A 24,788-nucleotide genomic window follows, 5' to 3' on the forward strand; every position below is an offset into this window, starting at 1 on the left:
GAGTGGGTATGCTTGAAGCCAGAGAACTGCTCTGCGAGCGGGATGACAGAATACTGTTCAGTGGGCTGTCGTTTCGCGTGAACGCAGGGGAATGGGTACAAATTACCGGGGGCAACGGCGCGGGGAAAACCACCCTTTTGCGGTTGCTCACCGGGCTGGCGCGCCCCGACGCAGGGGAAGTGTGCTGGCAAGAGCAGGCGTTGCACCGCGTGCGCGACAGCTACCATCAAAATCTGTTGTGGATTGGACATCAGCCGGGGATTAAAACCCGGCTTTCGGCGTTGGAGAACCTGCGCTTTTTCCACCATGACGGCGATACGGCGCAGTGTCTGGCCGCGCTGGCGCAGGCGGGGCTGGCCGGATACGAAGACATCCCCGTCAACCAGCTTTCCGCTGGACAGCAACGGCGCGTGGCACTGGCGCGTCTGTGGCTGACCCGCGCGACGCTCTGGATCCTCGACGAGCCGTTTACCGCCATTGATGTCAATGGCGTTGAGCGCCTGACACAGCGCATGGCTGAACATACACAGCAGGGCGGGATCGTCATCCTCACCACGCACCAGCCGCTGAATGTCGCGACTGACAAAATACGGCGCATCGCGCTGACCGGCGAGAGGGCAGCGCAATGATGTGGCAAATCTTTCGTCTTGAGCTGCGCGTGGCGTTTCGTCATAGCGCGGAAATCGCTAACCCGCTGTGGTTCTTTCTGATTGTTATCACGCTTTTCCCGCTGAGCATTGGCCCGGAGCCGCAGCTGCTGGCGCGTATTGTTCCCGGCATTATCTGGGTGGCGGCGTTGCTCTCTTCGCTGCTGGCGCTGGAACGTCTGTTTCGCGATGACTTACAGGACGGCAGCCTGGAGCAACTGATGCTCCTGCCGCTGCCGTTACCGGCGGTGGTGCTGGCGAAAGTGATGGCGCACTGGGTGGTGACCGGTCTGCCGTTGCTGATCCTCTCTCCGCTGGTGGCGTTATTGCTGGGAATGGATATGTACGGCTGGCAAATCATGGCGCTGACTCTGCTGCTTGGCACGCCGACCCTGAGTTTTCTTGGCGCGCCGGGCGTGGGGTTAACGGTGGGCCTGAAGCGCGGCGGCGTATTGCTGAGCGTGCTGGTGCTGCCGCTGACCATTCCGTTACTGATTTTCGCCACTGCGGCGATGGATGCGGCCTCCATGCATTTGCCCGTTGAGGGATATATGGCGATTTTGGGCGCGTTGCTGGCGGGCAGCGCAACGTTAAGCCCTTTTGCTACGGCGGCAGCGTTACGTATCAGCATGCAGTAGCGCGGTCTTTGACTGGCGACAAACTGTAGGATGCCGGATGACGTTACGCTTATCAGGAAAGTCTGTAGGTCTGATAAGGCGTCTTTGCCGTCATCCGGCATAACTGAAGTTTCATTCGTTTTGATTGAATCTGGTGACTGAACTATGTGGAAAACACTTCATCAACTGGCGATTCCCCCACGGCTTTATCAGATCTGTGGCTGGTTCATCCCGTGGCTGGCGATAGCCAGCGTGGTGGTGCTGGCGGCGGGCTGGGTCTGGGGGTTTGGCTTCGCGCCTGCGGATTATCAGCAGGGGCAAAGCTACCGCATCATCTACCTGCATGTCCCGGCGGCGATCTGGTCGATGGGGATTTACGCCTCGATGGCGGTCGCCGCATTCATCGGTCTGGTCTGGCAAATGAAAATGGCTAACCTGGCGGTGGCGGCGATGGCGCCTGTTGGCGCGGTGTTTACCTTTATCGCGCTGGTTACCGGTTCCGCCTGGGGCAAACCGATGTGGGGAACCTGGTGGGTATGGGACGCGCGATTGACCTCTGAACTGGTGCTGCTGTTCCTGTACGTCGGGGCGATAGCGTTGTGGCACGCCTTTGACGATCGCCGCCTGGCGGGGCGCGCGGCGGGCATTCTGGTGCTGATTGGCGTCGTTAATCTGCCGATCATCCACTACTCGGTGGAGTGGTGGAATACGCTACATCAGGGATCAACTCGTATGCAGCAGAGCATTGACCCGGCGATGCGAGCGCCGCTGCGCCTGGCGATTATCGGTTATCTGCTGCTGTTTATCACGCTGGCGCTGATGCGGATGCGTAACCTGATTTTGTTAATGGAAAAACGTCGCCCGTGGGTGAGTGAACTGATTTTAAAAAGAGGCCGCCAATGACCAGCGCATTTGCATCCTGGAGTGATTTCTTTGCTATGGGCGGTTACGCCTTTTATGTCTGGCTGGCGGTTGTGATGACCGTGATCCCACTGGCGGCGCTGGTGGTGCATACCGCCATGCAGCACCGCGTGATTTTGCGCGGTGTGGCGCAGCAGCGAGCGCGTGAAGCGCGGATGCGTGCGGCGCAGGCGCAGCGGGAGGCGGCATGAATATCCGTCGTAAAAATCGTTTGTGGATAGCCTGCGCGGTGCTGGCCGGTTTGGCTCTGACTATCACGCTGGTACTTTATGCGCTGCGTTCCAATATCGACCTGTTCTATACGCCAGGCGAAATTCTCTACGGTAAACGCGAAACGCACCAACTGCCTGAAGTGGGGCAACGCCTGCGCGTCGGCGGCATGGTCATGCCCGGAAGCGTGAAGCGCGACCCGGATTCGCTGAAAGTGAATTTCAGCATCTACGACGCCGAAGGCGTGGTGGATGTGACGTACGAAGGCATTCTGCCGGATCTGTTCCGCGAAGGGCAGGGCGTGGTGGTGCAGGGGGAGCTGGGCGAGAAAAACCATGTGCAGGCGAAAGAGGTGCTCGCCAAACATGATGAAAACTATACCCCGCCGGAAGTTGAAAAAGCGATGCAGGAAAACCATCGTCGCCCGGAAAGCGTTTATAAGGATAAAGCATCATGATGCCTGAAATTGGCAACGCGCTGCTGTGTCTCGCACTCGGCGTGGCGCTGTTGCTGTCCGTTTATCCGCTGTGGGGCGTGGGGCGCGGCGATGTGCGCATGATGGCCTCGGCGAGGCCATTCTCCTGGCTGCTGTTTATCCTGGTGATGGGCGCGTTTCTGGTGCTGATCAATGCCTTCGTGGTGAATGATTTTACCGTTAACTATGTCGCCAGCAACTCCAACACGCAACTGCCGGTCTGGTATCGCGTCGCCGCGACCTGGGGAGCGCACGAAGGGTCGCTTCTGCTATGGGTATTGCTGATGAGCGGCTGGACGTTTGCTGTGGCCGTGTTCAGTCAGCGGATGCCGCTGGATATCGTCGCCCGCGTACTGGCGGTGATGGGGATGGTCAGCGTCGGTTTTCTGCTGTTTATTCTGTTCACCTCCAACCCGTTTTCCCGTACGTTGCCCAACTTTCCGATTGAAGGGCGCGACCTGAACCCGCTGTTGCAGGACCCGGGACTGATCTTCCACCCGCCGCTGCTCTATATGGGCTATGTCGGTTTCTCGGTGGCGTTCGCGTTCGCGATCGCCGCGCTGATGAGTGGGCGTCTGGACAGCACCTTTGCCCGCTTTTCCCGTCCCTGGACGCTGGCCGCATGGGTATTCTTAACGCTGGGTATCGTGCTTGGCTCTGCCTGGGCCTATTACGAGCTGGGCTGGGGCGGCTGGTGGTTCTGGGACCCGGTGGAAAACGCCTCATTTATGCCGTGGCTGGTGGGCACCGCGTTGATGCACTCCCTGGCGGTGACTGAACAGCGCGCCAGCTTCAAAGCCTGGACGCTCCTGCTTTCAATATGCGCCTTCTCACTCTGCCTGCTCGGTACTTTCCTGGTGCGTTCTGGCGTGCTGGTGTCGGTGCATGCTTTTGCCTCCGATCCATCGCGCGGGATGTTTATTCTCGCCTTTATGGTACTGGTGATCGGCGGTTCGCTGCTGCTGTTCGCGACGCGCGGACACAAGGTTCGCTCGCGGGTGAATAACGCGCTCTGGTCGCGTGAGTCACTGCTGTTAGCTAATAACGTCCTGCTTATCGCCGCCATGCTGGTGGTGTTGCTGGGAACATTGCTGCCGCTGGTGCATAAACAGCTCGGTCTGGGCAGTATTTCAATCGGCGAACCGTTCTTTAATACCATGTTCACCTGGCTGATGGCGCCGTTCGCGCTGCTGCTGGGCATCGGGCCGCTGGTTCGCTGGGGACGTGACAGACCGCGCAAGTTGCAGCGGTTGTTGGTTATCGCGCTGGTGAGCACGTTAGTGTTGTCGATGCTGCTGCCGTGGCTGTTTGAAGACAAGATTGTCGCCATGACGGTGGTCGGGCTGGCGATGGCGTGCTGGGTATTTGTGCTGGCGGTAGCGGAAGTCGCGCAGCGCGTTTCGCGCGGTACGAAAATGACGCTCAGCTACTGGGGAATGGTCGCCGGGCACGTTGGGCTGGCGGTGACGATTGTCGGCATCGCGTTTAGCCAAAACTACAGCGTGGAACGTGATGTCCGCATGAAAGCGGGCGACAGCGTCAGCATCCACGACTATCAATTCACCTTCCGTGAAGTGAAGGAGATTACCGGCCCGAATTATCGCGGCGGGGTGGCGATTATCGGCGTGACGCGGGAAGGTAAAGCAGAAGCGACGTTGCATGCGGAAAAACGTTTTTATAACAGCACCAGCTCAATGATGACGGAAGCGGCGATCGATGGCGGGATCACCCGCGATCTGTATGCCGCTCTCGGCGAAGAACTGGACAATGGCGCATGGGCGGTGCGCCTGTATTACAAACCGTTTATCCGCTGGATCTGGGCGGGAGGGCTGTTGATGGCGCTTGGCGGGTTGTTCTGCCTGTTTGATCCGCGCTATCGCCAGCGTTCATGCCCGCAAAAAACCGCGCCGGAGGCTGTATGAAGCGCAACGTACTGTTAATACCTTTCGTCATTTTTCTGGTTATTGCGGCGGCGTTGCTGTGGCAGCTGGCGCGTAATGCGGAAGGAGACGATCCGACGAATCTGGAATCGGCGCTGATTGGCAAACCGGTGCCGACCTTCCGTCTCGAATCGCTGGAAAATCCTGGTCAGCACTATCAGGCAGACGTGCTGACTCAGGGGAAACCGGTGCTGCTCAACGTGTGGGCGACCTGGTGCCCGACCTGCCGCGCTGAACATCAGTATCTGAATCAGCTGTCTGCGCAGGGAATTCGCGTGGTTGGTCTGAATTACAAAGACGATCGCCAGAAAGCGATTACCTGGCTGAAAGAGTTAGGGAATCCTTATGCGCTAAGCCTGTTTGATGGCGACGGTATGCTTGGGCTGGATCTGGGCGTTTACGGCGCGCCGGAAACCTTCCTGATCGACGGTAAAGGGATCATTCGTTATCGTCATGCAGGCGATCTGAACGCCAGGGTATGGGAAAGTGAAATAAAACCGCTCTGGGAGCAGTACAGCAAGGAGGCCGCGCAATGAGATTCTTACTGGGCGTGCTGATGCTGGTGATCTCCGGCTCGTCGCTGGCTGCCATTGATGTTATGCAGTTCAAAGATGAAGCGCAGGAGCAGCAGTTCCGCCAGCTCACCGAGCAGCTGCGCTGCCCGAAATGCCAGAACAACAGCATCGCGGACTCTAACTCGATGATTGCCACCGACCTGCGTCAGAAGGTTTATGAACTGATGCAGGAAGGTAAAAGTAAGCAGGAGATCGTTGATTACATGGTGGCGCGCTACGGTAACTTCGTCACCTACGATCCGCCGCTGACGCCGCTTACCGTGCTGTTGTGGATCTTGCCGATCGCCGCTATTGGCGCTGGCGGCTGGATTATCTTCGCCCGTTCGCGGCGGCGCGTACGTGTAAAACAGGAAACCTTTTCTGACGAGGTGACGCCGAAGGGACGCCAGGCCGGATTATGGCTGCTTGCTCCCGGGGTTGTGATCGCGCTGATTGTCGGGGCGGTAAGTTACTACCAGACCGGTAACTATCAGCAGGTAAAAATCTGGCAACAGGCTACGGCGCAGACGCCAGAGTTGCTGGAGCGCGCGCTGGACCCTGACGCGCAGCCGCTGAATGAAGAAGAGATGACACGCTTGGCGCTTGGTTTGCGTACCCGACTGCAAAGCGATGCTGGCAATGTGGAAGGCTGGATTATGCTTGGGCGTATCGGCATGGTGCTGGGGAACGCCAGCACGGCGACGGAAGCGTATGCCAATGCGTACAGACTGGACCCCAAAAATAGCGATGCCGCATTAGGGTATGCGGAAGCGCTGACCCGTTCTTCCGATCCTGATGATAATCGTCGGGGAGGGGAGCTGTTGCGCCAGCTGGTGAGAAGCGATCATGCCAATATTCGGACGTTGAGTATGTATGCGTTTAATGCCTTCGAGCAGCAGCGTTTCGGCGAGGCGGTCGCAGCCTGGGAGATGATGCTGAAATTGCTGCCCGCCAATGATTCCCGCCGGGCAGTGATTGAACGCAGTATTAAGCAGGCATTAGCGCAGCTTTCGCCGCAGGCGGAATAAATGAGTGTGGCAAGGCCGGACGGTACTTGCCACGCGGCTTGTAGGCCCGATAAGCGTAGCGCCATCGGGCATATCTTGTTACTGCATTCCGCGTGTTTGTAAAAAGAGAATGGTCGCCGCGACGCGCGAGCGCACGTTCAGCTTTCGCAGTAAATTACGAATATGCACCTTAACCGTCTGCTCAGAAATATTCAGCACGGAGGCAATCTGTTTGTTCGACAGCCCCTGAGCCAGTTCGTGCAGCACGTCCAGTTCGCGTTCAGTGAGCACGCTAAAGGGATCTTCCTCTGCGCCAAACAGTTCCCGTTCGCGCAGGTATTCGCTGACGCGATCGCTGAATACCTTGCCGCCGTTGGCGCCAGCACGAATCGCTTCCAGCAGCACTTCCGGGTCGCTGTCTTTCAGTAAATAGCCGTCCGCTCCGGCATCAATCAGCGCGTACACGTCACTGGCAGAGTCGGAAACCGTCAGGATAATGATCTGTGCGGTGACGCCATCCCGACGCAGCGCATTCAACGTATCAAGCCCGCTCAGGCCTTTCATATTCAGGTCAAGCAGGATCAGATCAAGATCGAGACGGCTTGCCAGATCGATAGCACTCGCCCCATCGCCAGCTTCGGCAACGACATTAAATGCGGTATCCAGTTCCAGTAATTGACGAATACCTCGTCGCATAAGTGGATGATCGTCCACAATAAGCACCTGAAAAGGCGTTGCTTCAGGCATACTATTCTCCTGAGTACATACTCGTATCATTATTGTTTTTAGCGCGAAAATCGTCCAGATTCATCGCGTTGATGAGAGAATAAATTTTACCCTATTTTGGGCATGGGTAAGTAGTAAAACCTTTTGATTATGCGGTGTTAGCACGGTAGTGGAAGGGAACGGCAGGCATAAAAAAACCAACCGTAAGAGGTTGGTTTTTCTAAGGGATTTTGGTCGGCACGAGAGGATTTGAACCTCCGACCCCCGACACCCCATGACGGTGCGCTACCAGGCTGCGCTACGTGCCGACTTGTGGATGCCAATACTACCGCTTTCCACCACGAATGCAAGGGGATGTCTTGCTAACTGATTTATAATTAATCAGTTAGCAATGAATCGTTTCTCGTCGGTCAGTACCTGCAACAACAGGCTCAGCTGCGGCTTCTGGTCTTTGATCTTCTCGCCGTGTAGATCGTACGTCTGATAGGTGCCGTTATTGTTCAGTACCAGCGTCATTTCCGGCGTGGTAATCGCCAGCGTACTGCCGTCCGCTGCGGTCACCCAGTAATGGCGGCGCGTGGCGTTGAACAGATCCTGTCCCTGCGAGTACTCATTGGCTGGCGTACTGACGTGCAACAGTCGCTGCATCAGCGTCGTCATCAAATCCGTATGGTCGGTCAGAGTGTTGATTCGCTGCGCTGGCGTGCCCGGCCAGTGAATGATCAACGGCACTTGCAGATGGCCGCGAGACCAGGCGAAATGGCTCTCTTCCTGCGCTAACGGTACGCCGCGACCGCCCGTAATGATCACCACGGTGTTGTTGAGTTTCCCTGCGTCACGCAGTGCGCTGAGCACCCGGTTAATCTGGGCATCCACGTTCTCTGCGGCGCGGGCATACCGTTTCGCAAAGTCTTTCTGGTTGCTGTCGTCAACGTTTGTGCCGTTGAAGGAAACCCATGAGAACCAGCGGTTATCTTCCTGGGCGTAACGTCCTAACCAGTTAATCCACTGGCTCGCCGTCTGCTCGTCGGACTGCGTTTGCACGGTTGGCATGGAGAAGTCTGACAGCAGCGCCTGGCGGTAGAGCGGGCTGGTGAAGCCGTCAGAAGAGAATAGCCCTAACTGATAGCCTTGCTGGTTCAGCGCCGAGATCAGCGCGGCAGGCGTTCTGGTTGACAGAATACCGTCCATATAGCTGGGCGATACGCCATAGAACAGACCAAATATTCCATTGTCAGACGTGTTGCCTGAACTCATGTGGCGCGTGAACGACGTATTCTGTTCGGCGAATGCGGCCAACGCGGGCATCTGTTTTTCATAGCGGGAGTAATTCAGCGCGTCGACCGTAATTAACAGTACGTTCTGGCCGGTGCCCATGTCGCGATACTGCAAATCGCTCAGCGGATACTGAACGGAAACGGCTTCCGGGTTGCCTTGTTCCACCAGACGGCGCTGATACTCCTGCGCATCCAGCAGACCGTGTTTTTCCAGAAAACGGCGCGCCGTCATCGGGTATGACAGCGGTAAATTCGCGCGCTGCATGGTGATCGGGCGATAGAAGTTGGCGTCTGCCCAGATATACACCACATGCGAAGCGATAAATGAGACGAAAAAGAACGCGGCAAGCGGTTTGGCGAAATGGCGACGTCGCGTCAGGCTGCGCAGCTTTTGCCAGCTCCAGGTCGCAAACAGCATTTCGATTAACAGGATGACCGGCACGCTAATAAACATCAGTTGCCAGTCGCGCGCCATCTCGTTCTGATCGGGGTTAATGACCAGTTCCCAGACAATGGGATTCAGGTGCAGGTGGAAGCGGGTAAAAACTTCGCTGTCGATCAGCAACAGCGTCATGCCCGCCGTCGCCAGGATGGCTGACAAAAAACGCATCAGCCGCTGAGACATGACAATAAATGTCAGAGGAAACAGGATCAGCAGGTAGGCGGCGAACACCAGAAAGCTGAAGTGCCCGACAATGCTCAGGTACGAGTAAATACGCCCTGCAAGCGTTGTCGGCCAGTCTGCGACAAACAGGTAACGGCTACCGAGCACCATGGCCAGCAGAATGTTGAACAGTGCAAACCAGTGCCCCCAGCTAACCATCTGGGAGACTTTTTCACGGTAGCGCTGACGATGAGTTACCATAAATAGCCGTTCGTTTCCCTTAATGCGCTTTGTCGTCGTTAATTGAAGACTGTAATGCGCGGGCAAAAGAGTTCGCAATCGCCTGGCGTTGAGCCGGTGCGATGCTGGTGTTGATAAGGTTGGTGACCATGTTTCCCAGCACCATCAGGGAAAGGTCGGTCGGTGCCTTATGTTTTTCCAGTACGTTGAGCAGGTCACTCAGTAATTGTTCAACGTGTTCGTCACTATAGCGGGAGTGTTGTGGCATAAATCGCAATCAGTTTGTTCATGAAAGGGCAACATATTACCGTAGCAACAGTTTTTTTTCTGCTTTTTTATCTCCTGTTGCGTCACCGCCCGTCAGGTGATTGAATACCGCCCGGTCATAAAGGAGAGTTTATCATGAGTCTGGATATCAACCAGATTGCCCTGCACCAGCTTATCAAACGTGATGAGCAAAATCTTGAGCTGGTCTTGCGCGATTCATTACTGGAGCCGACAACCACCGTTGTCGATATGGTGGCTGAACTGCACCGGGTCTATAGCGCCAAGAACAAAGCGTACGGCCTGTTCAGCGAAGAGAGTGAACTGGCGCAAACGCTGCGGTTGCAGCGTCAGGGCGAGGAGGATTTTCTTGCCTTTAGCCGTGCGGCGACCGGCCGTTTACGCGATGAACTGGCGAAATACCCGTTTGCGGACGGCGGTATTGTCCTGTTCTGCCATTACCGTTATCTGGCGGTGGAGTATCTGCTGGTGGCGGTGCTGAACAACTTAAGCAGCATGCGCGTGAATGAGAACCTGGATATCAACCCGACGCACTATCTGGATATTAACCATGCGGATATTGTGGCGCGTATCGATTTGACCGAATGGGAAACGAACCCGGAATCCACCCGTTATCTGACCTTCCTGAAAGGCCGGGTAGGGCGCAAAGTGGCCGATTTCTTTATGGATTTCCTGGGCGCCAGCGAAGGGCTGAACGCGAAAGCGCAAAACCGGGGGCTGTTGCAGGCGGTGGACGATTTCACCGCAGAAGCGCAGCTGGACAAAGCTGAACGTCAGAATGTCCGTCAGCAGGTGTACAGCTACTGCAATGAGCAATTGCAGTCTGGTGAAGAGATTGAGCTTGAATCGCTGTCGAAAGAGTTATCCGGCGTCAGCGAAGTCAGCTTCAGAGAATTTACCGCTGACAAAGGCTATGAGCTGGAAGAGAGTTTCCCGGCGGACCGCAGCACGCTGCGTCAGCTGACGAAATATGCCGGGAGCGGCGGTGGGTTAACCATCAACTTCGACGCCATGCTGTTAGGTGAGCGGATTTTCTGGGACCCGGCGACCGATACGCTGACGATCAAGGGAACGCCGCCAAACCTGCGCGATCAGCTCCAGCGTCGGACGTCCGGCGGTAATTAACGGTTTTGACGTTATGTGTTGTAACGCCGGATAGCGGTGCAGGCACCTTATTCGGCTTACGGTTCATCGCCTTGTCGCGCACCATAAAAAAACCCCGCCGTGGCGGGGTTTTTCTTCAACTTGTTGGCGATTACGCGCGAACGAAGTCGATGTGAGTCAGCTTTGGCTTGAACGCGTGACGCTGTACAGCCTGAGCTTTAACTTTTACTTCTTTACCGTCAACAACGATGGTCAGAACTTCGCTGTAGAACTCAGCTTTAGCTTGCATGTTCATAACCTGGTCGTGGTCCAGTTCGATAGCAATCGGGGCTTCAGCGCCACCGTAGATGATTGCCGGGAACTTGTTAGCGGCGCGCAGGCGGCGGCTCGCACCCTTACCCTGCTCTTTACGTACTTCTGCGTTGATAGTAAACATTTAAATCTCTCTTAAATAATTCCTGTTACAGGCGACCCAGCAACAGGTAAGTGATCTGCTTTGCGTATGCAAAAGCGGGCGAGATTCTATACTCAAATGGCTATCACATCAATCAAAAGTACGATTAACCGCGCAATTCATGTGCCCGCCGGAAGCGGCCTTCATAATCGAAGACTTTTTCGCGCACCTGCCAGTACTGACCTTTCATGCGGGCGACGACAAAATCAGGGTGGCGAAGCAGCGCCTGTTGCGCCAGGATATCCGCCGCAGTAATCCAGCGTAACGGAATACCCGGCGTGCGGGTATGCGGGCGAATAAACAACTGTTCAAAGGCGGTGCGTTGAGCGGGCGTCTGCAATCGGAAGCGCTCACTCACATCGGCGCCGTCCTCATCGTAGTAGGTGATTTTCAGCCATTCGCCTTTCTCATCATGCCCGTGTTGTAACGCCATCCCGCTACAGCGCAATACCAGCGCATCTTTGAGTTTTAGCGCCGCTTTCAGCATATCGTCCGGGTCGACCAGAATCGTGTCGCACTCCCGGCAGCGCCGGGCGGCGATATCGTTTTCCGCGTTGCACTGCGGGCAGTTTTTAAAGCGGAAGCGAAAATCGCACTGTTCGCGATGCCCGTCATCATCTTCAAACCAGCCCTGGCAGCGGCGACCGAAATGCTCAATCAGCGTGCCGTCAGCGGTGGTTTTCCCCCAGAAGGTATTGGCGAACCCGCAGGCAGGGCAGAACACCTGCACGGGAACGTTGTCACTTTTGCCTTTTGGCGTGCCCACTTCCGGCGCATACAGATCGTGCGGGTTTCCGGCATAGTCGAGGATCAGACAGTCAGTTTTTCCAGGCGCAAGCCGCAGACCACGCCCCACGATTTGTTGGTAAAGACTGACAGACTCTGTCGGGCGCAGGATAGCGATAAGATCGACATGCGGCGCGTCAAACCCGGTCGTCAGCACGGCGACGTTCACCAGGTAACGAAAGCGCTGGGCTTTGAAATCGTTAATCATCACGTCGCGCTCTGCGCCCGGCGTGTCCCCGGTAATCAGCGCCGCATCATCGGCGGGCAGCAAACCCACAATCTCTTTGGCATGTTCGACGGTGGCGGCGAAAATCATCACCCCTTTGCGGGTTTGGGCAAATTCAACAATCTGGCTGATGATGTGCGGGGTCACGCGCTGCTGCTTTTTCAGCTCGCGATTGAGGTCAGCTTCGCTGAACAGGCCGTTACTCTGTGCCTGCAAGCGGCTAAAATCATACTGCACCACGGGCATATCCAGACGCTCCGGCGGCGTCAGATAACCATGTTTAATCATGTAGCGCAGCGGTAACTCATAAATGCAGTCGCGAAAGAGCGCTTTTTCGTCGCCGCGCACTATGCCGTGGTAATGGAAATGATAAATCCAGCCTTTGCCTAACCGGAAAGGGGTGGCCGTCAGGCCGAGCAGACGTAAGTGGGGATTCACTTTACTCAGGTGCGCCAGGATTTGCTGATACTGACTCTCTTCATCGTCGCCGATGCGGTGACATTCATCGACAATCAACAGCGAAAACTCGCCCTGGAAGGCGTCAAGGTTACGGGCGACCGACTGCACGCTGCCAAACACCACCTTGCCGTGGCTCTCTTTACGCTTCAGACCGGCGGCGAAAATGTCGGCCTCCAGCCCCAGCGCGCAATATTTGGCATGGTTTTGCGCGACCAGCTCTTTTACGTGCGCCAGCACCAGCACGCGCCCACGCGCCACTCGCGCCAGCTCGGCAATCACCAGACTTTTGCCTGCGCCGGTTGGCAGGACAATCACGGCAGGCGTGCGGTGGCGGCGAAAATGGTTGAGCGTGGCATCCACGGCTTCTTGCTGGTAAGGGCGAAGTGTAAAAATCATGGTCTCACTACGATGAACGGTACAGGGAATAGTATGCCATGAATCATTTCCCTTGAGCGATGGTTAGAGCCCGTTATACTGGATGGACAACGGCTTCATTTTTCGGGCGTTATGCCCGATTTCCGTATTATTACAGGCAAAATCAAACTCATGCGACTTGATAAGTTTATCGCTCAGCAACTCGGCGTCAGCCGTGCTATTGCCGGGCGTGAGATTCGTAGTAACCGTGTTACCGTCGATGGCGAAATCATCCGAAACGCGGCGTTTAAACTCCTGCCAGAACATAATGTCGAGTACGATGGCAACACGCTGGTTCAGCAAAATGGCCCGCGCTACTTTATGCTTAATAAGCCTCAGGGCTATGTCTGTTCAACGGACGACCCGGATCATCCCACGGTACTCTATTTCCTTGATGAACCTGTCGCGTACAAGCTGCATGCCGCCGGGCGGCTGGATATCGACACCACGGGGCTGGTGTTGATGACGGATGATGGCCAGTGGTCGCACCGGATCACCTCTCCGCGCCATCATTGTGAGAAAACCTATCTGGTCACGCTGGAATCGCCGGTAGCTGCGGATACCGCCGAACAGTTTGCCAAAGGCGTGCAACTGCATAATGAGAAAGACCTCACCAAACCGGCCGTGCTGGAGGTGATCACCCCGACGCAGGTGCGTCTGACCATTAGCGAAGGGCGCTACCACCAGGTGAAGCGGATGTTCGCTGCCGTGGGGAACCATGTTGTCGAACTGCACCGCGAACGCATCGGCGCAATTGTGCTGGATGACGACCTCGAACCTGGCGAGTATCGCCCGTTGACCGAAGAAGAAATCGCCAGCGTCGGTTTATAGACCCGGTGAGCCAGGCGCTTTACGTCCCGCTAAATTCAGGAGTTCATTTGTGACCACCCGGCAGCACTCATCCTTTGCCATTGTTTTTATCCTTGGCCTGTTAGCCATGCTGATGCCGCTGTCGATTGATATGTATCTTCCGGCGCTGCCGGTGATTTCTGCCCAGTTTGGCGTACCGGCGGGCAGCGCGCAGATGACCCTCAGTACCTATATTCTGGGGTTCGCCGTGGGGCAGCTTATTTACGGCCCGATGGCGGACAGTCTCGGGCGCAAGCCGGTTATCCTCGGCGGGACGCTGGTGTTTGCGGCGGCGGCGGTGGCATGCGCGCTGGCGCAGACTATCGACCAGTTGATCATCATGCGTTTCTTCCACGGTCTTGCCGCCGCTGCGGCGAGCGTGGTGATCAATGCTCTGATGCGCGATATCTACCCGAAAGAAGAGTTCTCCCGCATGATGTCATTCGTCATGCTGGTGACGACAATCGCGCCGCTGATGGCGCCGATTATTGGTGGGTGGGTTCTGGTGTGGTTGAGCTGGCATTACATCTTCTGGATTCTGGCGGTGGCGGCGATTCTGGCATCGGTGATGATCTTCTTGTTGATTAACGAGACGCTTCCCGTTGAACGCCGTCAGCCGTTCCATATTCGTACCACGATAGGGAACTTTGCCTCGCTGTTCCGACACAAACGCGTACTGAGCTATATGCTGGCCAGCGGATTTAGCTTTGCGGGAATGTTCTCGTTCCTCAGCGCCGGCCCGTTTGTGTATATCGAGATTAACCATGTGTCGCCGCAGCATTTTGGCTATTACTTTGCGCTGAACATTGTGTTCTTGTTTGTGATGACCATTATCAACAGCCGCTTCGTGCGCCGGGTTGGGGCGTTGAATATGTTCCGTACCGGGTTATGGATTCAGTTTGTGATGGCGGCCTGGATGGTATTCAGCGCGCTGTTTGGCGTGGGCTTTTGGGCGCTGGTGGTTGGCGTCGCGGCGTTTGTCGGATGCGTTTCTATGGTCTCTTCAAACGCGATGGCCGTTATTCTGGATGAATTTCCGCATATGGCGGGCACCGCCTCGTCGCTGGCCGGTACGTTCCGGTTTGGCATTGGCGCGATTGTCGGGGCGCTGCTGTCGCTGGCAACCTTTACCTCCGCCTGGCCGATGATTTGGTCGATTGCTTTCTGCGCAACCTGCTCCATTCTCTTCTATCTCTACGCCAGTCGCCCGAAAAAACGGTGATCTAATACACAACATGGAAGCTGGAAGGCTTCCTTTGTTGACGTACATCAACGTCAAATCCATCATTTTTTCCATTTATGTTTATTTTATGTAAAATCAATTTATGTAAAAAGTCACATCATTGTAGTTAAAAAGGTTGAGTTAGATCGCAGAAACGGGTACATATAGCCCGCAAATACGTCCGGCACTGGCAAAAAATATTTTAATAACGGGCTGTACAGGCCGCTCAGACCAGGGATGTAAGCGTTTTCGATCTGTTTAAGGACGGGTTGTCAATGATGTGTTAATATGGATGTAAATAAATTGTGAAGTGAATGTGCTTCCGGGGAAAGAAAGTGACTACATTACAACTCTCAATCATTCATCGTTTACCGCAGAACTATCGGTGGTCAACGGGTTTTGCAGGTTCAAAAGTTGAACCGATTCCGCAAAACGGGCAGAACACAGAAAACAGTCTGGTGGCGCTTAAACTCCTGAGCCCCGATGGCGACAGCGCATGGCCGGTGATGCATACACTTAGCCAGGCGCTTAGCGACATCGAAGTGCCTTGCTCCGTTCTGGAGTGCGAAGGCGAGCCGTGCCTGTTTGTTAATCGTCAGGACGAATTTGCCGCGACCTGCCGCCTGAAAAATTTCGGCGTAGCGATAGCGGAACCCTTTTCGAACAACAATCCTTTTTGAGCGTCAGCTTAGCGCGAGCAACTGACGCGTATACTCCTGTTGCGGTGCGGTAAAGACACGCTCACATTGCCCCTGTTCCACCACTTCTCCTTGTCGCAGTACAATGACCTGATGGCATAATGCGCGCACAACATGCAGATCGTGGCTGATGAAAATGTAAGCCAGGCGATGCTTTTGTTGTAAAGATTTCAACAGCGCCAGGATTTGTGCCTGAACCGTTCTGTCCAGCGATGATGTCGGTTCATCCAGAATAATCAGCGACGGTTTCAGTATTAGCGCTCTGGCGATAGCGATACGCTGGCGCTGGCCACCGGAAAATTCCGCCGGGTAACGATGGCGCGTCTCAGCATCCAGACCCACTTCCTTCATGACGGCGATAACCTGTTCTTCGCGCTGCCCGGCGGAAAGGGCCGGTTGATGAACGCGTAAGCCTTCTTCAATAATTTGCAATACGTTGAGGCGGGGGTTCAGCGATGAGTTCGGGTCCTGAAATACCACCTGAATACGGTGACGAACCGGCAGCAACTGACGGCGGGTTAAATTTTGCAACGGCTGGCCGTCAAAAGTGATGCTGCCCTGCGAGCGAATCAACCGCAGCAAGGCCAGACCGGTGGTGCTTTTTCCTGACCCGGATTCACCGACCAGCCCCAGCGTTTCACCAGGTCGAAGCGCGAAACTCACCTCGTTAACCACGACGTTATGATCCACCACGCGTTTCAGAACCCCTTTTCGAATCGGGAATGCGACGCGAAGCTGGCTCACTTCCAGTAGCGGCGACGACTCACCGGGCAATGGAACCGGGGAGCCGGTGGGTTCGCTGTTCAGCAACTTCTGCGTATAGGGATGCTCAGGCGCGCTAAGCAACGGCAACGCACGGTTTTGCTCCACGCATCGTCCGTTTTGCATCACCGCCACGGTGTCCGCCAGTTTTTTCACAATGCTGAGATTATGGGTGATAAACAGCATACCCATATTCAGTTCGCGTTGCAGTTCACGCAGCAGTTGCAGGATTTGCGCCTGTACGGAGACATCCAGAGCGGTCGTGGGTTCATCGGCGATTAACAGTTCAGGATGCGTGAGCAACGCCATTGCGATCATCACGCGCTGGCGTTCACCGCCTGAGAGTTGATGGGGATAATCGCTCAGCCGTTTCGCGGCCTGACGAATCCCTACGCGATCCAGGCAGCTCAGGATTTCGGCCCTGGCGGCCTCACGGCGCATTCCCCGGTGCAGGGACAGCACTTCGTAGAGCTGTTTTTCCAGCGTATGCAACGGGTTTAGCGATACCATCGGTTCCTGAAAAATCATGGCGATTTTATTGCCCCGCACGCCGCGCAGCGTCTGCTCGCTGGTGTGGAGCAATGACTCGCCATGAAAACGGATATCGCCCGCGAGATACACCGCAGGCGGAGAGGGCAGCAACCGCAGAATCGACAGCGCGGTGACGCTTTTACCGGAGCCGGATTCGCCCACCAGCGCCAGCGTTTCGCCTGCGTCAACCTGTAGAGAGATGTCGTTAACAACCGTGCGCACGTTCTCCTGATGGCGAAAACCTACCGATAAATTCTCAATAGTTAACAGAGGATGCGTCATCTTATACCGCCTTGTTGGGATCAAACGCGTCGCGTACTGCTTCGCCAATAAAAATCAGCAGCGACAATAACACCGCGACGGACAGGAACGCGGTGATCCCAAGCCACGGCGCCTGCAAATTATTTTTACCTTGCAGGAGTAATTCGCCGAGGGAAGGGGAGCCGAGCGGCAGGCCAAATCCGAGAAAATCCAGCGACGTCAATGTGGTAATCGAGCTGCACAAAATGAACGGTAAAAAGGTCAGCGTGGCGACCATCGCGTTGGGCAGCATGTGACGCAGGATAATGCTGCGATCGCTGACGCCCAGCGCCTGTGCGGCGCGGATGTAGTCGAAATTGCGCGTGCGCAGGAATTCCGCGCGAACCACCCCGACCAGGCTCATCCAGCCAAACAGGACGGTAATAGCCAGCAGCCACCAGAAATTGGGTTGCACTACGCTTGAGAGCAGAATAATCAGAAACAGCGTCGGCATTCCTGACCACACTTCGATGAACCGTTGCCCCCACAGGTCGATTTTTCCGCCGTAATACCCCTGCAACGCGCCTGCCAGCACGCCCATTACGCTGGAACAGAGGGTAAGCATCAAACCAAACAGGATAGAGATTCGCGTGCCGTAGAGGATGCGCGCCAGCACGTCGCCGCCATTCGCGTCGGTTCCCAGCCAGTTTTGTGTGGATGGCGGAGAGGGGAAGGGTTTATCAGTGGCAAAGTTGATGCTGGTGGCGCCAAAACGCACGGGCGCCCACAGCACCCATCCGTGGTTTTCAAGCTGCTTTTGCAGCCAGGGGTCCTGATAATCCGCCTGCGTTGCGAACGGCCCGCCGAAATCGCTTTCGCTGTAGTTTTTGACCAGCGGAAAGTACCAGCTTCCCTCATAGCGTACCAGCAGCGGTTTATCGTTGGCGACCAGTTCGGCGCACAGACTCAGGCCAAACAGCACCAGGAAAATCCACAGTGACCAGTACCCCCGGCGATTATGACGAAAACGCGCCCAGCGGGCCTGGTTTGCAGGGCTTAATCGCGGCATCAGCGTCCCTCAAAATCAATGCGTGGATCAACCAGCGTATAGCTGATATCGCTCAGGATATTCAGCAGCAAGCCGATCAGGGTGAAAATGTATAACGTGCCAAACATTACCGGGTAGTCGCGTGACACGGTCGCTTCGTAGCCCAGCAACCCCAGCCCGTTTAAGGAAAACATCACTTCAATGAGCAGCGAACCGGTGAAAAACATGCTGATAAAGGTGGCCGGAAAACCGGCGATCACCAGCAGCATGGCGTTGCGGAAAACGTGCTTCCACAGAATGTTTTTTTCGCTCACCCCTTTTGCGCGCGCGGTGACAACGTACTGTTTGCGGACTTCATCCAGAAAAGAGTTTTTGGTCAACATGGTCAGCGCGGCGAACCCGCCGATCACCGTCGCCAGTACCGGTAACGTGATATGCCAGAGGTAGTCGGTAATTTTCTGATACCAGGGCAGGGAATCAAAATTGGCGGATACCAGGCCGCGCAGCGGGAAGAGGTCGTAATAGCTACCGCCAGCAAAGAAAACGATCAATAAGATGGCGAACAGGAAGGCGGGGATAGCGTAGCCAACGATGATAAAAGCGCTGCTCCAGATGTCGAAACGGCTGCCGTTATATACCGCTTTGCGGATGCCCAGCGGGATCGACACCAGATAAATGATGAGCGTACTCCACAATCCGAGCGTAATGGACACGGGCAGACTGTCTTTGATTAACGTCAGTACGGATGCGCTGCGAAACAGGCTGTCGCCGAAATCGAAACGAACATAGTCCCAGAGCATTTTAAAGTAGCGCTCATGAACAGGCTTATCAAAGCCGTAGCGATGCGTGATCTCCGCGATCACCTCGGGATCTAACCCACGTCCGCCGCGATAGTGGCTGTCGCTAATATTCCCTACGCCGGTCTGGGCGTGGCTGGCGCGAACGCCTTCGCTACCGGCGCCGGGCAGGGCGCCAGACTGGCCGAATTCAATGGCCGCGATCGCCTGGTCAACCGGGCCGCCCGGTGCGATCTGGACAATAAAAAAGTTGATTGTAATGATGGCCCACAGCGTCGGGATCACCAGTAACAGACGTCGAATCAGGTAGGCGCCCATTTATTCTCCCTGTCGTCTGGCGGCGGGAAGTTTTGCCGCTTTGTTGACGTCATACCACCAGGTATCCAGCCCAATGGTGTAGATCGGCCGGATGGCCGGATGGGAAAATTTATCCCACCAGGCGAGCCTGTCTTCCGCCATATACCACATTGGCAGCATGTAGTAATTCCAGGTCAATACCCGATCCAGCGCCCGCCCGAGGGGAACCAGCTTCGTTTTATCGCCTTGGGCGGCAATGATTTGGGCAATCAGTTTATCAATGACCGAGCTTTGCACGCCTGGCGCGTTATAGCTGGAGTCAATGTATTCAGACGCCCAGGATATTTGTAGATCGGAGCTGGGCCACGGCATGGCGCGCCACAGTCGCGGCATCATGTCGTAGTCGCGACTGCGCATGCGGTTGGTGATTTGCGAGTTATCAACCTGGCGGATGTTCATCGTGATGCCAAGACGCTGCAAATTATGCTGGAAGGGAAGAACCCACTGGCTGTTGCCGCCTGCCGGAAGCAGCAGTTCAAAGCTCAGCGTTTTGCCGGTCGCGCTGTTAATGCGTCGCTGGCCTTTCAGTACCCATCCCGCCTCTGTGAGTAATTTATCGGCCTTCAGCAGGTTTTCCCGATCGTAGCCATCGCCGTTTGAGACTGGCGGCTGATAAATCCGGGTAAAGACCTCCGGCGGCAGATCCTTTTTCATGGGCGCGAGTAAGACCAGTTCGTCTGCACTGGGGTAGTTTCTGGCGGCATACTCGGTATTCTGGAAATAGCTGTTTGCCCGGCTCCAGGCATTATAAAACAATGCTTTGTTCATCCATTCGAAATCAAATGCCAGGGTTATCGCTTCACGCACGCGACGATCGTTAAATACCGGACGCTGAATATTAAAGGCCAGCCAGCGCGTATCCTGTGCGGATTCATTTTTCTGTTCGTCTTTAACGATGTAATGGTTATCGAAGTTTTTACCGGTGTAGCGCGTCGCCCAGTTTTTCGCGTCATTCTCCAGACGCAGATCAAACGCCCCGGCCTTAAAGGCTTCAAACGCGACGTTGTCATCAAGGTAGTAGTCGTAGCGGATAGTATCAAAGTTCCAGCGCCCCCGGTTTACCGGCAGGTTAGCAGCCCAATAGTTTTTTATCCGGGAATAGACAATGTACTGGCCCATTTTCCACTGGGTTATGCGGTACGGGCCGCTGGCAAGAGGAGGCTTAGAGAGCGGGTCGCTGAGCTTATGATCCTTCCAGAATTTTTCCGGCATGACCGGTAAAGAAAACAGGCTGAGCATATCCTCTTTACCGGGTTTGGCTAATTCAATGCGGACGGTAAGCGGAGCGATGGCTTTGACGGTCGTGCCTTTGTACACCAGACGAAACTGCGGCACGCCCTCGGTCATAAATTTATGGAAGGTGAAGGCGACGTCGCGGGCAGTGATGGGCGAACCATCATGAAAACGGGCGCGTGGGTTGATGGTCACTTCCACCCAGGAGTAATCCTCCGCATATCGCGCGTTGTCGGCAATGAGCGGGTAGTAGCTGCCGGGTTCATCGTCAGAGGTGGTAAAAAGCGTGTCGTAAAGCTGCTCGGTACGTGCGCCAGGATTACCGCGCATGGAATAGCGGTTGAAATTATCGAATGTCCCGGTCGCGGAAAGCGTTATCCGCCCCCCTTTTGGCGCCGCCGGATTGACATAATCGAAATGATTAAAATTGAAGGCGTATTTGGGTTCGCCAAGCACGGAAAAGGCGTAACTTTCTTTGATGGCCTGAGCCTGTACGCCAAAGCTGGCCAGGGCGACAAACAGAAGCATTACGCGAGCAATCATCGGAAAATGGTTTCCTTTTCTTATCACCTGCCACCGTCAGGCAAGCGTCAATCCTGAATAATAAGTGACGCAGCCTCTGTTGTGAATCCATTCGGGCAGAAGAGTGCCGTCACCATTTTGGCGCGGGCCGGGTATTCATCCAGTGAACGAAGTCCTCAAGCGCTAAAGGGCGGCTAATCCAGTACCCCTGGAGGAAGTTGACGCCATGATCGCGTAGCCATCGGGCCTGCTCCGGGGTTTCCACTCCTTCCGCAACGGTCAGCATATGCAGGCGCTTAGAGAGCATCAAAACCGCATCCAGAACTGGAGAGGTCACGGTTTCCGTACCAATCGCATTAATAAAGCCCCGGTCGATTTTCAGGTAGTCCAGCGTAAAGCGTTCCAGATAGATGAGGGCGCTATGGCCGGTGCCAAAATCATCAATTGCGATTTCGAATCCAGCGCAGTGCAGCCACTCAAATAATTTAGCCGCTTCATGCTGATTGAGCATATCGCGTTCGGTAATTTCCAGTACGATCTGAAAATGATGCGGCGGTAAGGATTCCGCCAGGAGACGGATGTCCTCTTTAAAGCTGTTGCTGTGCAGGTGGTCAGGCGCGATATTGATGCCAAACTTTGCCCCGACAGGCAGTACCTTCTGCAACGCGGGGGCGTCGCGCGCCACGAGTTTAAACAGATGCTGGGTGAGCGGCACAATAAGCTGCTGGGCTTCTGCGTAATGAATAAACGCGTCAGGCGGGATTTCGCCTGCCGTAGGGTGACGCCAGCGTAACAGCACTTCCAGACCCGTGACCCTGAGCGTTTGGGTATCAACGACCGGTTGATAGACCACATAAAATTGTTCGCGCTTGATAGCCACCAGGATCTCTCGCCCCGGCTTCAGGCGGATAGAGCTGATGTAGTAGCAGAGCAGGGCGGCGATGATACCGCTCATACTGCCCAGCAGCAGGGCATAGCCCACGTCGTTATAGGTCCAGCTGTCGGCGTATAACTGTATCTTCAGCGGCAGCCCTTTTATTGTCGCCTGGCGCGAAGGCGTGCCCGACAGCTCTTTCACGGTCATTAAATGCGAAGAAAACGTCGAGAGCACGGTATCGCCAATAATTAATGCGATGCCATCAAAATCTTCCTGTCGGGCGGTGTAAATAAGGTAGGGCGTCAGGTTGATATTCAGTGAGGTAAATACGCCGCTCTCTTTTAATAACGGGTTGCGATACCAAATCGCCATCGCCGGTTTATCCGGCATCATCGGCGTGCCGGGAAGTATCGCCATATCAATCTCTTTGCGGATGTCGATATTGGATACCAGGTCGGTAAGCGGCGTGTCCATCGGCCCGGTCGCCGACGAGCAGAAGGCGATTTTGTCTTTGACGAGCAAAAAGGCGCGCACATTCAGGCTAAAAGCGGCGCGGGAGGTCAGCTCGGAAGAGACTTGCTGGCAGTCATTAAGCGTCAGGGGCTGTAACACATCCGTCGTGGCTTTAAGGTCGGCGAAGTAGCTCACCAGATAATGTTGTACGTCGGATATCAGCGTGTCGTATTTGACTTCACGTTTATGCCATGACATTAAAAATTGCAGGCTACTGATAAGTAACGCGACGATGACCCCTGTGAGAATGCAGGTGAGCAGGATTTTTCGCGAGGACGAGGAGGCGCGTGTGAACATAGTTACTGGTTCTACCTGAGGTAACCGAATGCGATTAAAATGCTTGATTTAAAAGACTATAACCTGGATTAAACTGCATCGTCATACTTTTCTACAGGGATGCGATAGAACGCAAAAAAAGCACCGCCGAAGCAGTGCTTTTTATGTGTCTCGTCAGGATTGCCAAGGGATAGCGGTCAGACGAAAAATTAACTGCGGCTCAGAACCCGACGCCCTTCGTTGTAACGTTTTTTCCAGTAAGGCTCGTTCATGCTGGAAATAATAACGCCGCTACTGGTAGACGCATGAACAAACTGGTTGTTGCCGATGTAGATGCCTACATGACGGCCCGTCGAACCGGCGCGGAACAGAACCAGATCGCCCGTGCGCAGGTTATTGCGCGAAACGGATTTGCCCATTTCCTGCTGCTCATAGGTTGAGCGAGGCAGTTCTAAACCAAATTGTTCACGGAATGTACGCTGTACAAAGCTGGAACAATCGACACCTTTTTTGGTGCTGCCGCCAAGGCGGTAACGCACGCCTTTCCAGTCAGCATACTGATCCATAATCCGCGATTTAACATCGAGGTTACGCACCATATTTTCAAATTCATCCTGAGAGGCTTGCAGTGAAGAGTTATCTCCATTGCCCACAGCATGCGTCTCAGAATGCACGTTCTTTGCGGTATTTGTAGTGCTACATGCAGAAAGCAGAACCGCCACTGCAATCGCGGGAATTCCCCGCAGGATATATCTCAAAATCGGTTGAGACCTGACCATGTTGTTTGTTTTCCCTTGAAGTCCTTAACGACAAATATCGTTATAAAAATGCCAAACGTGACGAGACTAATTACCTGCGCACAATGAGACAATTCTTTAAGGTCAAATCTGTGGCGGAACGCACAAATTTATTCGCAAAGAGAATAATTATCCAGCGAGGCAAAACGAGTTCAAGATTACCCGATCGTTGCTGCCATTGCGAGCAGTTTGGCGGGATTTTTTATAAGAAATTATGATACTGAAAGTGAATTAGTGGCATTGGCTAAATTAAACGCAAATGAGGCGAATAACAGGCAATGCGTTCATTTTCAACGGGAAGAAGATGACAGGAAGATGACGGCGGGGCGGGAAATAATCGACGATCGCCATCAGGAGTGAGAACGCTCTCTGATGGCGATGTTAATTGATGTGATTTATTTGTTTAAATTTTGTTTGTTTTTACCGGGCAGATAATTATCGAAAAACCGTATCACGCGATCGCTGAACGATGTCATTAACAGCCAGGGCAATCCAATCAGCACCGTTGTCAGCGAACCGACCGCAATATCCGTGAACCAGTGGGCGCCGATCATTACGCGCGGAAAGGCAAAAACCACAAATATAATAAGGGCGATGAAACCTGCGACTTTTCCGAAATAACGCAGCATAAATGCGGAAAAAATAAGCAGCATCATTCCGTGATCGCCAGGGAAACTGTCTTTTGACGCATCCTTGGTGGGAATATGCAGGAGATCGCTGACGCGGTGAATATTTTCAAGCGTCAGCGTAGGGCTGGCGCGTTTGACCGGAATAAACGCCTGACCTAACTGATTCACCACAACCGCAGATAAAAGCATCACCAGGCCGATGATGATAATACGCCGACGGCCCGCCGGGGTCTCTTTTAACCAGAAACTCAGCATCAGGCAGCCCATCGCCAGCAGCGCGCAACCATCAAACGCCCGATTATTGGTGATCGCCACCAGCCAGAGAAATGCGCGGCTTTCAATCAGCTTCTGGTTAAAGAAGTGGAAAATGTTTGCGTCGAGAGGAGACCAGAATCCGTGATTGACTGGAATATACCACGACAAAAACAACGCCAGACCCGCAGCGTTAATCAGCAGTATGAGGGGATACCGGGTTTTCATTATCATCTCGC

24 protein-coding genes and 1 tRNA gene are annotated in these 24,788 nt (G+C 54.7%); 12 read left to right on the plus strand and 13 right to left on the minus strand.

Annotated features, from left to right (window positions below; genetic code table 11):
- The first annotated feature begins 2 nt into the window (after positions 1-2).
- The 8 genes from ccmA to CKO_RS02565 all read left to right on the plus strand — a co-directional run bounded on the left by ccmA (position 3) and on the right by CKO_RS02565 (position 6,392).
- Positions 3-629: a cytochrome c biogenesis heme-transporting ATPase CcmA gene (gene ccmA / locus CKO_RS02530; RefSeq protein ID WP_102949630.1), complete on the plus strand. Its 627-nt coding sequence runs from the start codon at positions 3-5 to the stop codon at positions 627-629.
- Entirely contained in the window at positions 626-1,285 is a 660-nt protein-coding gene (gene ccmB, locus CKO_RS02535; RefSeq protein ID WP_012131555.1) for a heme exporter protein CcmB, read from the plus strand. Before ccmA ends, ccmB begins: the two co-directional genes overlap by 4 nt.
- 144 nt (positions 1,286-1,429) lie before the next feature.
- A complete protein-coding gene (locus tag CKO_RS02540; protein WP_012131556.1) occupies positions 1,430-2,167 on the plus strand; it encodes a heme ABC transporter permease in 738 nt (245 codons plus the stop codon).
- Positions 2,164-2,376 carry a heme exporter protein CcmD gene (ccmD, locus tag CKO_RS02545; protein WP_012131557.1) on the plus strand — a complete coding sequence of 71 codons (213 nt, stop codon included), beginning with the start codon at positions 2,164-2,166 and terminating at the stop codon, positions 2,374-2,376. Before CKO_RS02540 ends, ccmD begins: the two co-directional genes overlap by 4 nt.
- A complete protein-coding gene (ccmE, locus tag CKO_RS02550) occupies positions 2,373-2,852 on the plus strand; it encodes a cytochrome c maturation protein CcmE (RefSeq protein ID WP_012131559.1) in 480 nt (159 codons plus the stop codon). The genes ccmD and ccmE overlap by 4 nt, the downstream gene beginning before the upstream one ends.
- Entirely contained in the window at positions 2,849-4,792 is a 1,944-nt protein-coding gene (locus CKO_RS02555; protein ID WP_012131560.1) for a heme lyase CcmF/NrfE family subunit, read from the plus strand. Before ccmE ends, CKO_RS02555 begins: the two co-directional genes overlap by 4 nt.
- Positions 4,789-5,346, plus strand: coding sequence for a thiol:disulfide interchange protein DsbE (gene dsbE, locus CKO_RS02560; protein WP_012131561.1), 558 nt, complete (start codon positions 4,789-4,791; stop codon positions 5,344-5,346). Before CKO_RS02555 ends, dsbE begins: the two co-directional genes overlap by 4 nt.
- Positions 5,343-6,392 (plus strand): cytochrome c-type biogenesis protein CcmH, encoded by a 1,050-nt coding sequence (locus CKO_RS02565; RefSeq protein ID WP_012131562.1) that lies wholly within the window; start codon positions 5,343-5,345, stop codon positions 6,390-6,392. The genes dsbE and CKO_RS02565 overlap by 4 nt, the downstream gene beginning before the upstream one ends.
- Before the next feature lie 78 nt (positions 6,393-6,470).
- On the opposite strand, the gene narP is transcribed toward CKO_RS02565, so the two are convergent.
- The 4 genes from narP to CKO_RS02585 all read right to left on the minus strand — a co-directional run bounded on the left by narP (position 6,471) and on the right by CKO_RS02585 (position 9,486).
- On the minus strand, positions 6,471-7,118 hold the full coding sequence (gene narP / locus CKO_RS02570; RefSeq protein ID WP_012131563.1) for a nitrate/nitrite response regulator protein NarP: 648 nt from the start codon (positions 7,116-7,118) through the stop codon (positions 6,471-6,473).
- A gap of 210 nt (positions 7,119-7,328) precedes the next feature.
- Positions 7,329-7,405: transfer RNA gene (locus CKO_RS02575), tRNA-Pro, on the minus strand.
- A 73-nt stretch (positions 7,406-7,478) separates the two neighbouring features.
- Positions 7,479-9,239, minus strand: coding sequence for an LPS biosynthesis-modulating metalloenzyme YejM (yejM, locus tag CKO_RS02580; protein ID WP_012131564.1), 1,761 nt, complete (start codon positions 9,237-9,239; stop codon positions 7,479-7,481).
- A gap of 19 nt (positions 9,240-9,258) precedes the next feature.
- On the minus strand, positions 9,259-9,486 hold the full coding sequence (locus CKO_RS02585) for a YejL family protein (protein WP_012131565.1): 228 nt from the start codon (positions 9,484-9,486) through the stop codon (positions 9,259-9,261).
- 134 nt (positions 9,487-9,620) lie between these two features.
- Between CKO_RS02585 and yejK the strand changes: the two genes are divergently transcribed.
- Positions 9,621-10,628 (plus strand): nucleoid-associated protein YejK, encoded by a 1,008-nt coding sequence (yejK, locus tag CKO_RS02590; protein WP_012131566.1) that lies wholly within the window; start codon positions 9,621-9,623, stop codon positions 10,626-10,628.
- Between the two features lie 130 nt (positions 10,629-10,758).
- Here yejK and rplY read toward each other — a convergent pair whose 3' ends face one another.
- Together rplY and radD are read right to left on the minus strand one after the other, a co-directional pair.
- Complete coding sequence (gene rplY, locus CKO_RS02595; protein WP_012131568.1) at positions 10,759-11,043, minus strand: 50S ribosomal protein L25; 285 nt, start codon at positions 11,041-11,043, stop codon at positions 10,759-10,761.
- Between the two features lie 124 nt (positions 11,044-11,167).
- Positions 11,168-12,928, minus strand: a complete 1,761-nt coding sequence (gene radD / locus CKO_RS02600) for a DNA repair helicase RadD (RefSeq protein ID WP_012131570.1) — start codon at positions 12,926-12,928, stop codon at positions 11,168-11,170.
- A gap of 150 nt (positions 12,929-13,078) precedes the next feature.
- Between radD and rsuA the strand changes: the two genes are divergently transcribed.
- From rsuA to CKO_RS02615, 3 genes are all read left to right on the plus strand, one after another.
- On the plus strand, positions 13,079-13,777 hold the full coding sequence (gene rsuA / locus CKO_RS02605; protein ID WP_024130167.1) for a 16S rRNA pseudouridine(516) synthase RsuA: 699 nt from the start codon (positions 13,079-13,081) through the stop codon (positions 13,775-13,777).
- A gap of 49 nt (positions 13,778-13,826) precedes the next feature.
- The gene (locus CKO_RS02610) at positions 13,827-15,017 is read left to right on the plus strand and encodes a Bcr/CflA family multidrug efflux MFS transporter (protein ID WP_024130168.1); all 1,191 of its coding nucleotides are present in this window, start codon (positions 13,827-13,829) and stop codon (positions 15,015-15,017) included.
- A 335-nt stretch (positions 15,018-15,352) separates the two neighbouring features.
- Positions 15,353-15,697, plus strand: coding sequence for a YejG family protein (locus CKO_RS02615; protein WP_024130169.1), 345 nt, complete (start codon positions 15,353-15,355; stop codon positions 15,695-15,697).
- A gap of 3 nt (positions 15,698-15,700) precedes the next feature.
- On the opposite strand, the gene yejF is transcribed toward CKO_RS02615, so the two are convergent.
- The 7 genes from yejF to CKO_RS02650 all read right to left on the minus strand — a co-directional run bounded on the left by yejF (position 15,701) and on the right by CKO_RS02650 (position 24,783).
- Entirely contained in the window at positions 15,701-17,290 is a 1,590-nt protein-coding gene (gene yejF, locus CKO_RS02620) for a microcin C ABC transporter ATP-binding protein YejF (RefSeq protein ID WP_012131576.1), read from the minus strand.
- Position 17,291: 1 nt separating this feature from the next.
- Positions 17,292-18,317 carry an ABC transporter permease gene (locus CKO_RS02625; protein ID WP_012131577.1) on the minus strand — a complete coding sequence of 342 codons (1,026 nt, stop codon included), beginning with the start codon at positions 18,315-18,317 and terminating at the stop codon, positions 17,292-17,294.
- Positions 18,317-19,411, minus strand: a complete 1,095-nt coding sequence (locus CKO_RS02630; protein ID WP_012131578.1) for a microcin C ABC transporter permease YejB — start codon at positions 19,409-19,411, stop codon at positions 18,317-18,319. Before CKO_RS02630 ends, CKO_RS02625 begins: the two co-directional genes overlap by 1 nt.
- Positions 19,412-21,226, minus strand: a complete 1,815-nt coding sequence (locus CKO_RS02635; RefSeq protein WP_012131579.1) for an extracellular solute-binding protein — start codon at positions 21,224-21,226, stop codon at positions 19,412-19,414.
- A gap of 109 nt (positions 21,227-21,335) precedes the next feature.
- A complete protein-coding gene (locus tag CKO_RS02640) occupies positions 21,336-22,892 on the minus strand; it encodes a cyclic di-GMP phosphodiesterase (protein WP_012131580.1) in 1,557 nt (518 codons plus the stop codon).
- 188 nt (positions 22,893-23,080) lie between these two features.
- On the minus strand, positions 23,081-23,650 hold the full coding sequence (gene mepS / locus CKO_RS02645) for a bifunctional murein DD-endopeptidase/murein LD-carboxypeptidase (protein ID WP_012131581.1): 570 nt from the start codon (positions 23,648-23,650) through the stop codon (positions 23,081-23,083).
- Positions 23,651-24,063: 413 nt separating this feature from the next.
- Positions 24,064-24,783, minus strand: coding sequence for a phosphatase PAP2 family protein (locus tag CKO_RS02650; protein WP_012131584.1), 720 nt, complete (start codon positions 24,781-24,783; stop codon positions 24,064-24,066).
- Between the last annotated feature and the right edge of the window lie 5 nt (positions 24,784-24,788).

This window comes from Citrobacter koseri ATCC BAA-895 (assembly GCF_000018045.1).
Taxonomy (GTDB): domain Bacteria; phylum Pseudomonadota; class Gammaproteobacteria; order Enterobacterales; family Enterobacteriaceae; genus Citrobacter_B; species Citrobacter_B koseri.

Coding starts and splice junctions, on each gene's coding strand:
- ccmB (WP_012131555.1), top strand. CDS start 626: ATGATGTGGCAAATCTTTCGTCTTGAGCTGCGCGTGGCGTTTCGTCAT.
- CKO_RS02540 (WP_012131556.1), top strand. CDS start 1,430: ATGTGGAAAACACTTCATCAACTGGCGATTCCCCCACGGCTTTATCAG.
- ccmD (WP_012131557.1), top strand. CDS start 2,164: ATGACCAGCGCATTTGCATCCTGGAGTGATTTCTTTGCTATGGGCGGT.
- ccmE (WP_012131559.1), top strand. CDS start 2,373: ATGAATATCCGTCGTAAAAATCGTTTGTGGATAGCCTGCGCGGTGCTG.
- CKO_RS02555 (WP_012131560.1), top strand. CDS start 2,849: ATGATGCCTGAAATTGGCAACGCGCTGCTGTGTCTCGCACTCGGCGTG.
- dsbE (WP_012131561.1), top strand. CDS start 4,789: ATGAAGCGCAACGTACTGTTAATACCTTTCGTCATTTTTCTGGTTATT.
- CKO_RS02565 (WP_012131562.1), top strand. CDS start 5,343: ATGAGATTCTTACTGGGCGTGCTGATGCTGGTGATCTCCGGCTCGTCG.
- narP (WP_012131563.1), bottom strand. CDS start 7,118: ATGCCTGAAGCAACGCCTTTTCAGGTGCTTATTGTGGACGATCATCCA.
- yejM (WP_012131564.1), bottom strand. CDS start 9,239: ATGGTAACTCATCGTCAGCGCTACCGTGAAAAAGTCTCCCAGATGGTT.
- CKO_RS02585 (WP_012131565.1), bottom strand. CDS start 9,486: ATGCCACAACACTCCCGCTATAGTGACGAACACGTTGAACAATTACTG.
- yejK (WP_012131566.1), top strand. CDS start 9,621: ATGAGTCTGGATATCAACCAGATTGCCCTGCACCAGCTTATCAAACGT.
- rplY (WP_012131568.1), bottom strand. CDS start 11,043: ATGTTTACTATCAACGCAGAAGTACGTAAAGAGCAGGGTAAGGGTGCG.
- radD (WP_012131570.1), bottom strand. CDS start 12,928: ATGATTTTTACACTTCGCCCTTACCAGCAAGAAGCCGTGGATGCCACG.
- rsuA (WP_024130167.1), top strand. CDS start 13,079: ATGCGACTTGATAAGTTTATCGCTCAGCAACTCGGCGTCAGCCGTGCT.
- yejF (WP_012131576.1), bottom strand. CDS start 17,290: ATGACGCATCCTCTGTTAACTATTGAGAATTTATCGGTAGGTTTTCGC.
- CKO_RS02625 (WP_012131577.1), bottom strand. CDS start 18,317: ATGCCGCGATTAAGCCCTGCAAACCAGGCCCGCTGGGCGCGTTTTCGT.
- CKO_RS02630 (WP_012131578.1), bottom strand. CDS start 19,411: ATGGGCGCCTACCTGATTCGACGTCTGTTACTGGTGATCCCGACGCTG.
- CKO_RS02635 (WP_012131579.1), bottom strand. CDS start 21,226: ATGATTGCTCGCGTAATGCTTCTGTTTGTCGCCCTGGCCAGCTTTGGC.
- CKO_RS02640 (WP_012131580.1), bottom strand. CDS start 22,892: ATGTTCACACGCGCCTCCTCGTCCTCGCGAAAAATCCTGCTCACCTGC.
- mepS (WP_012131581.1), bottom strand. CDS start 23,650: ATGGTCAGGTCTCAACCGATTTTGAGATATATCCTGCGGGGAATTCCC.
- CKO_RS02650 (WP_012131584.1), bottom strand. CDS start 24,783: ATGATAATGAAAACCCGGTATCCCCTCATACTGCTGATTAACGCTGCG.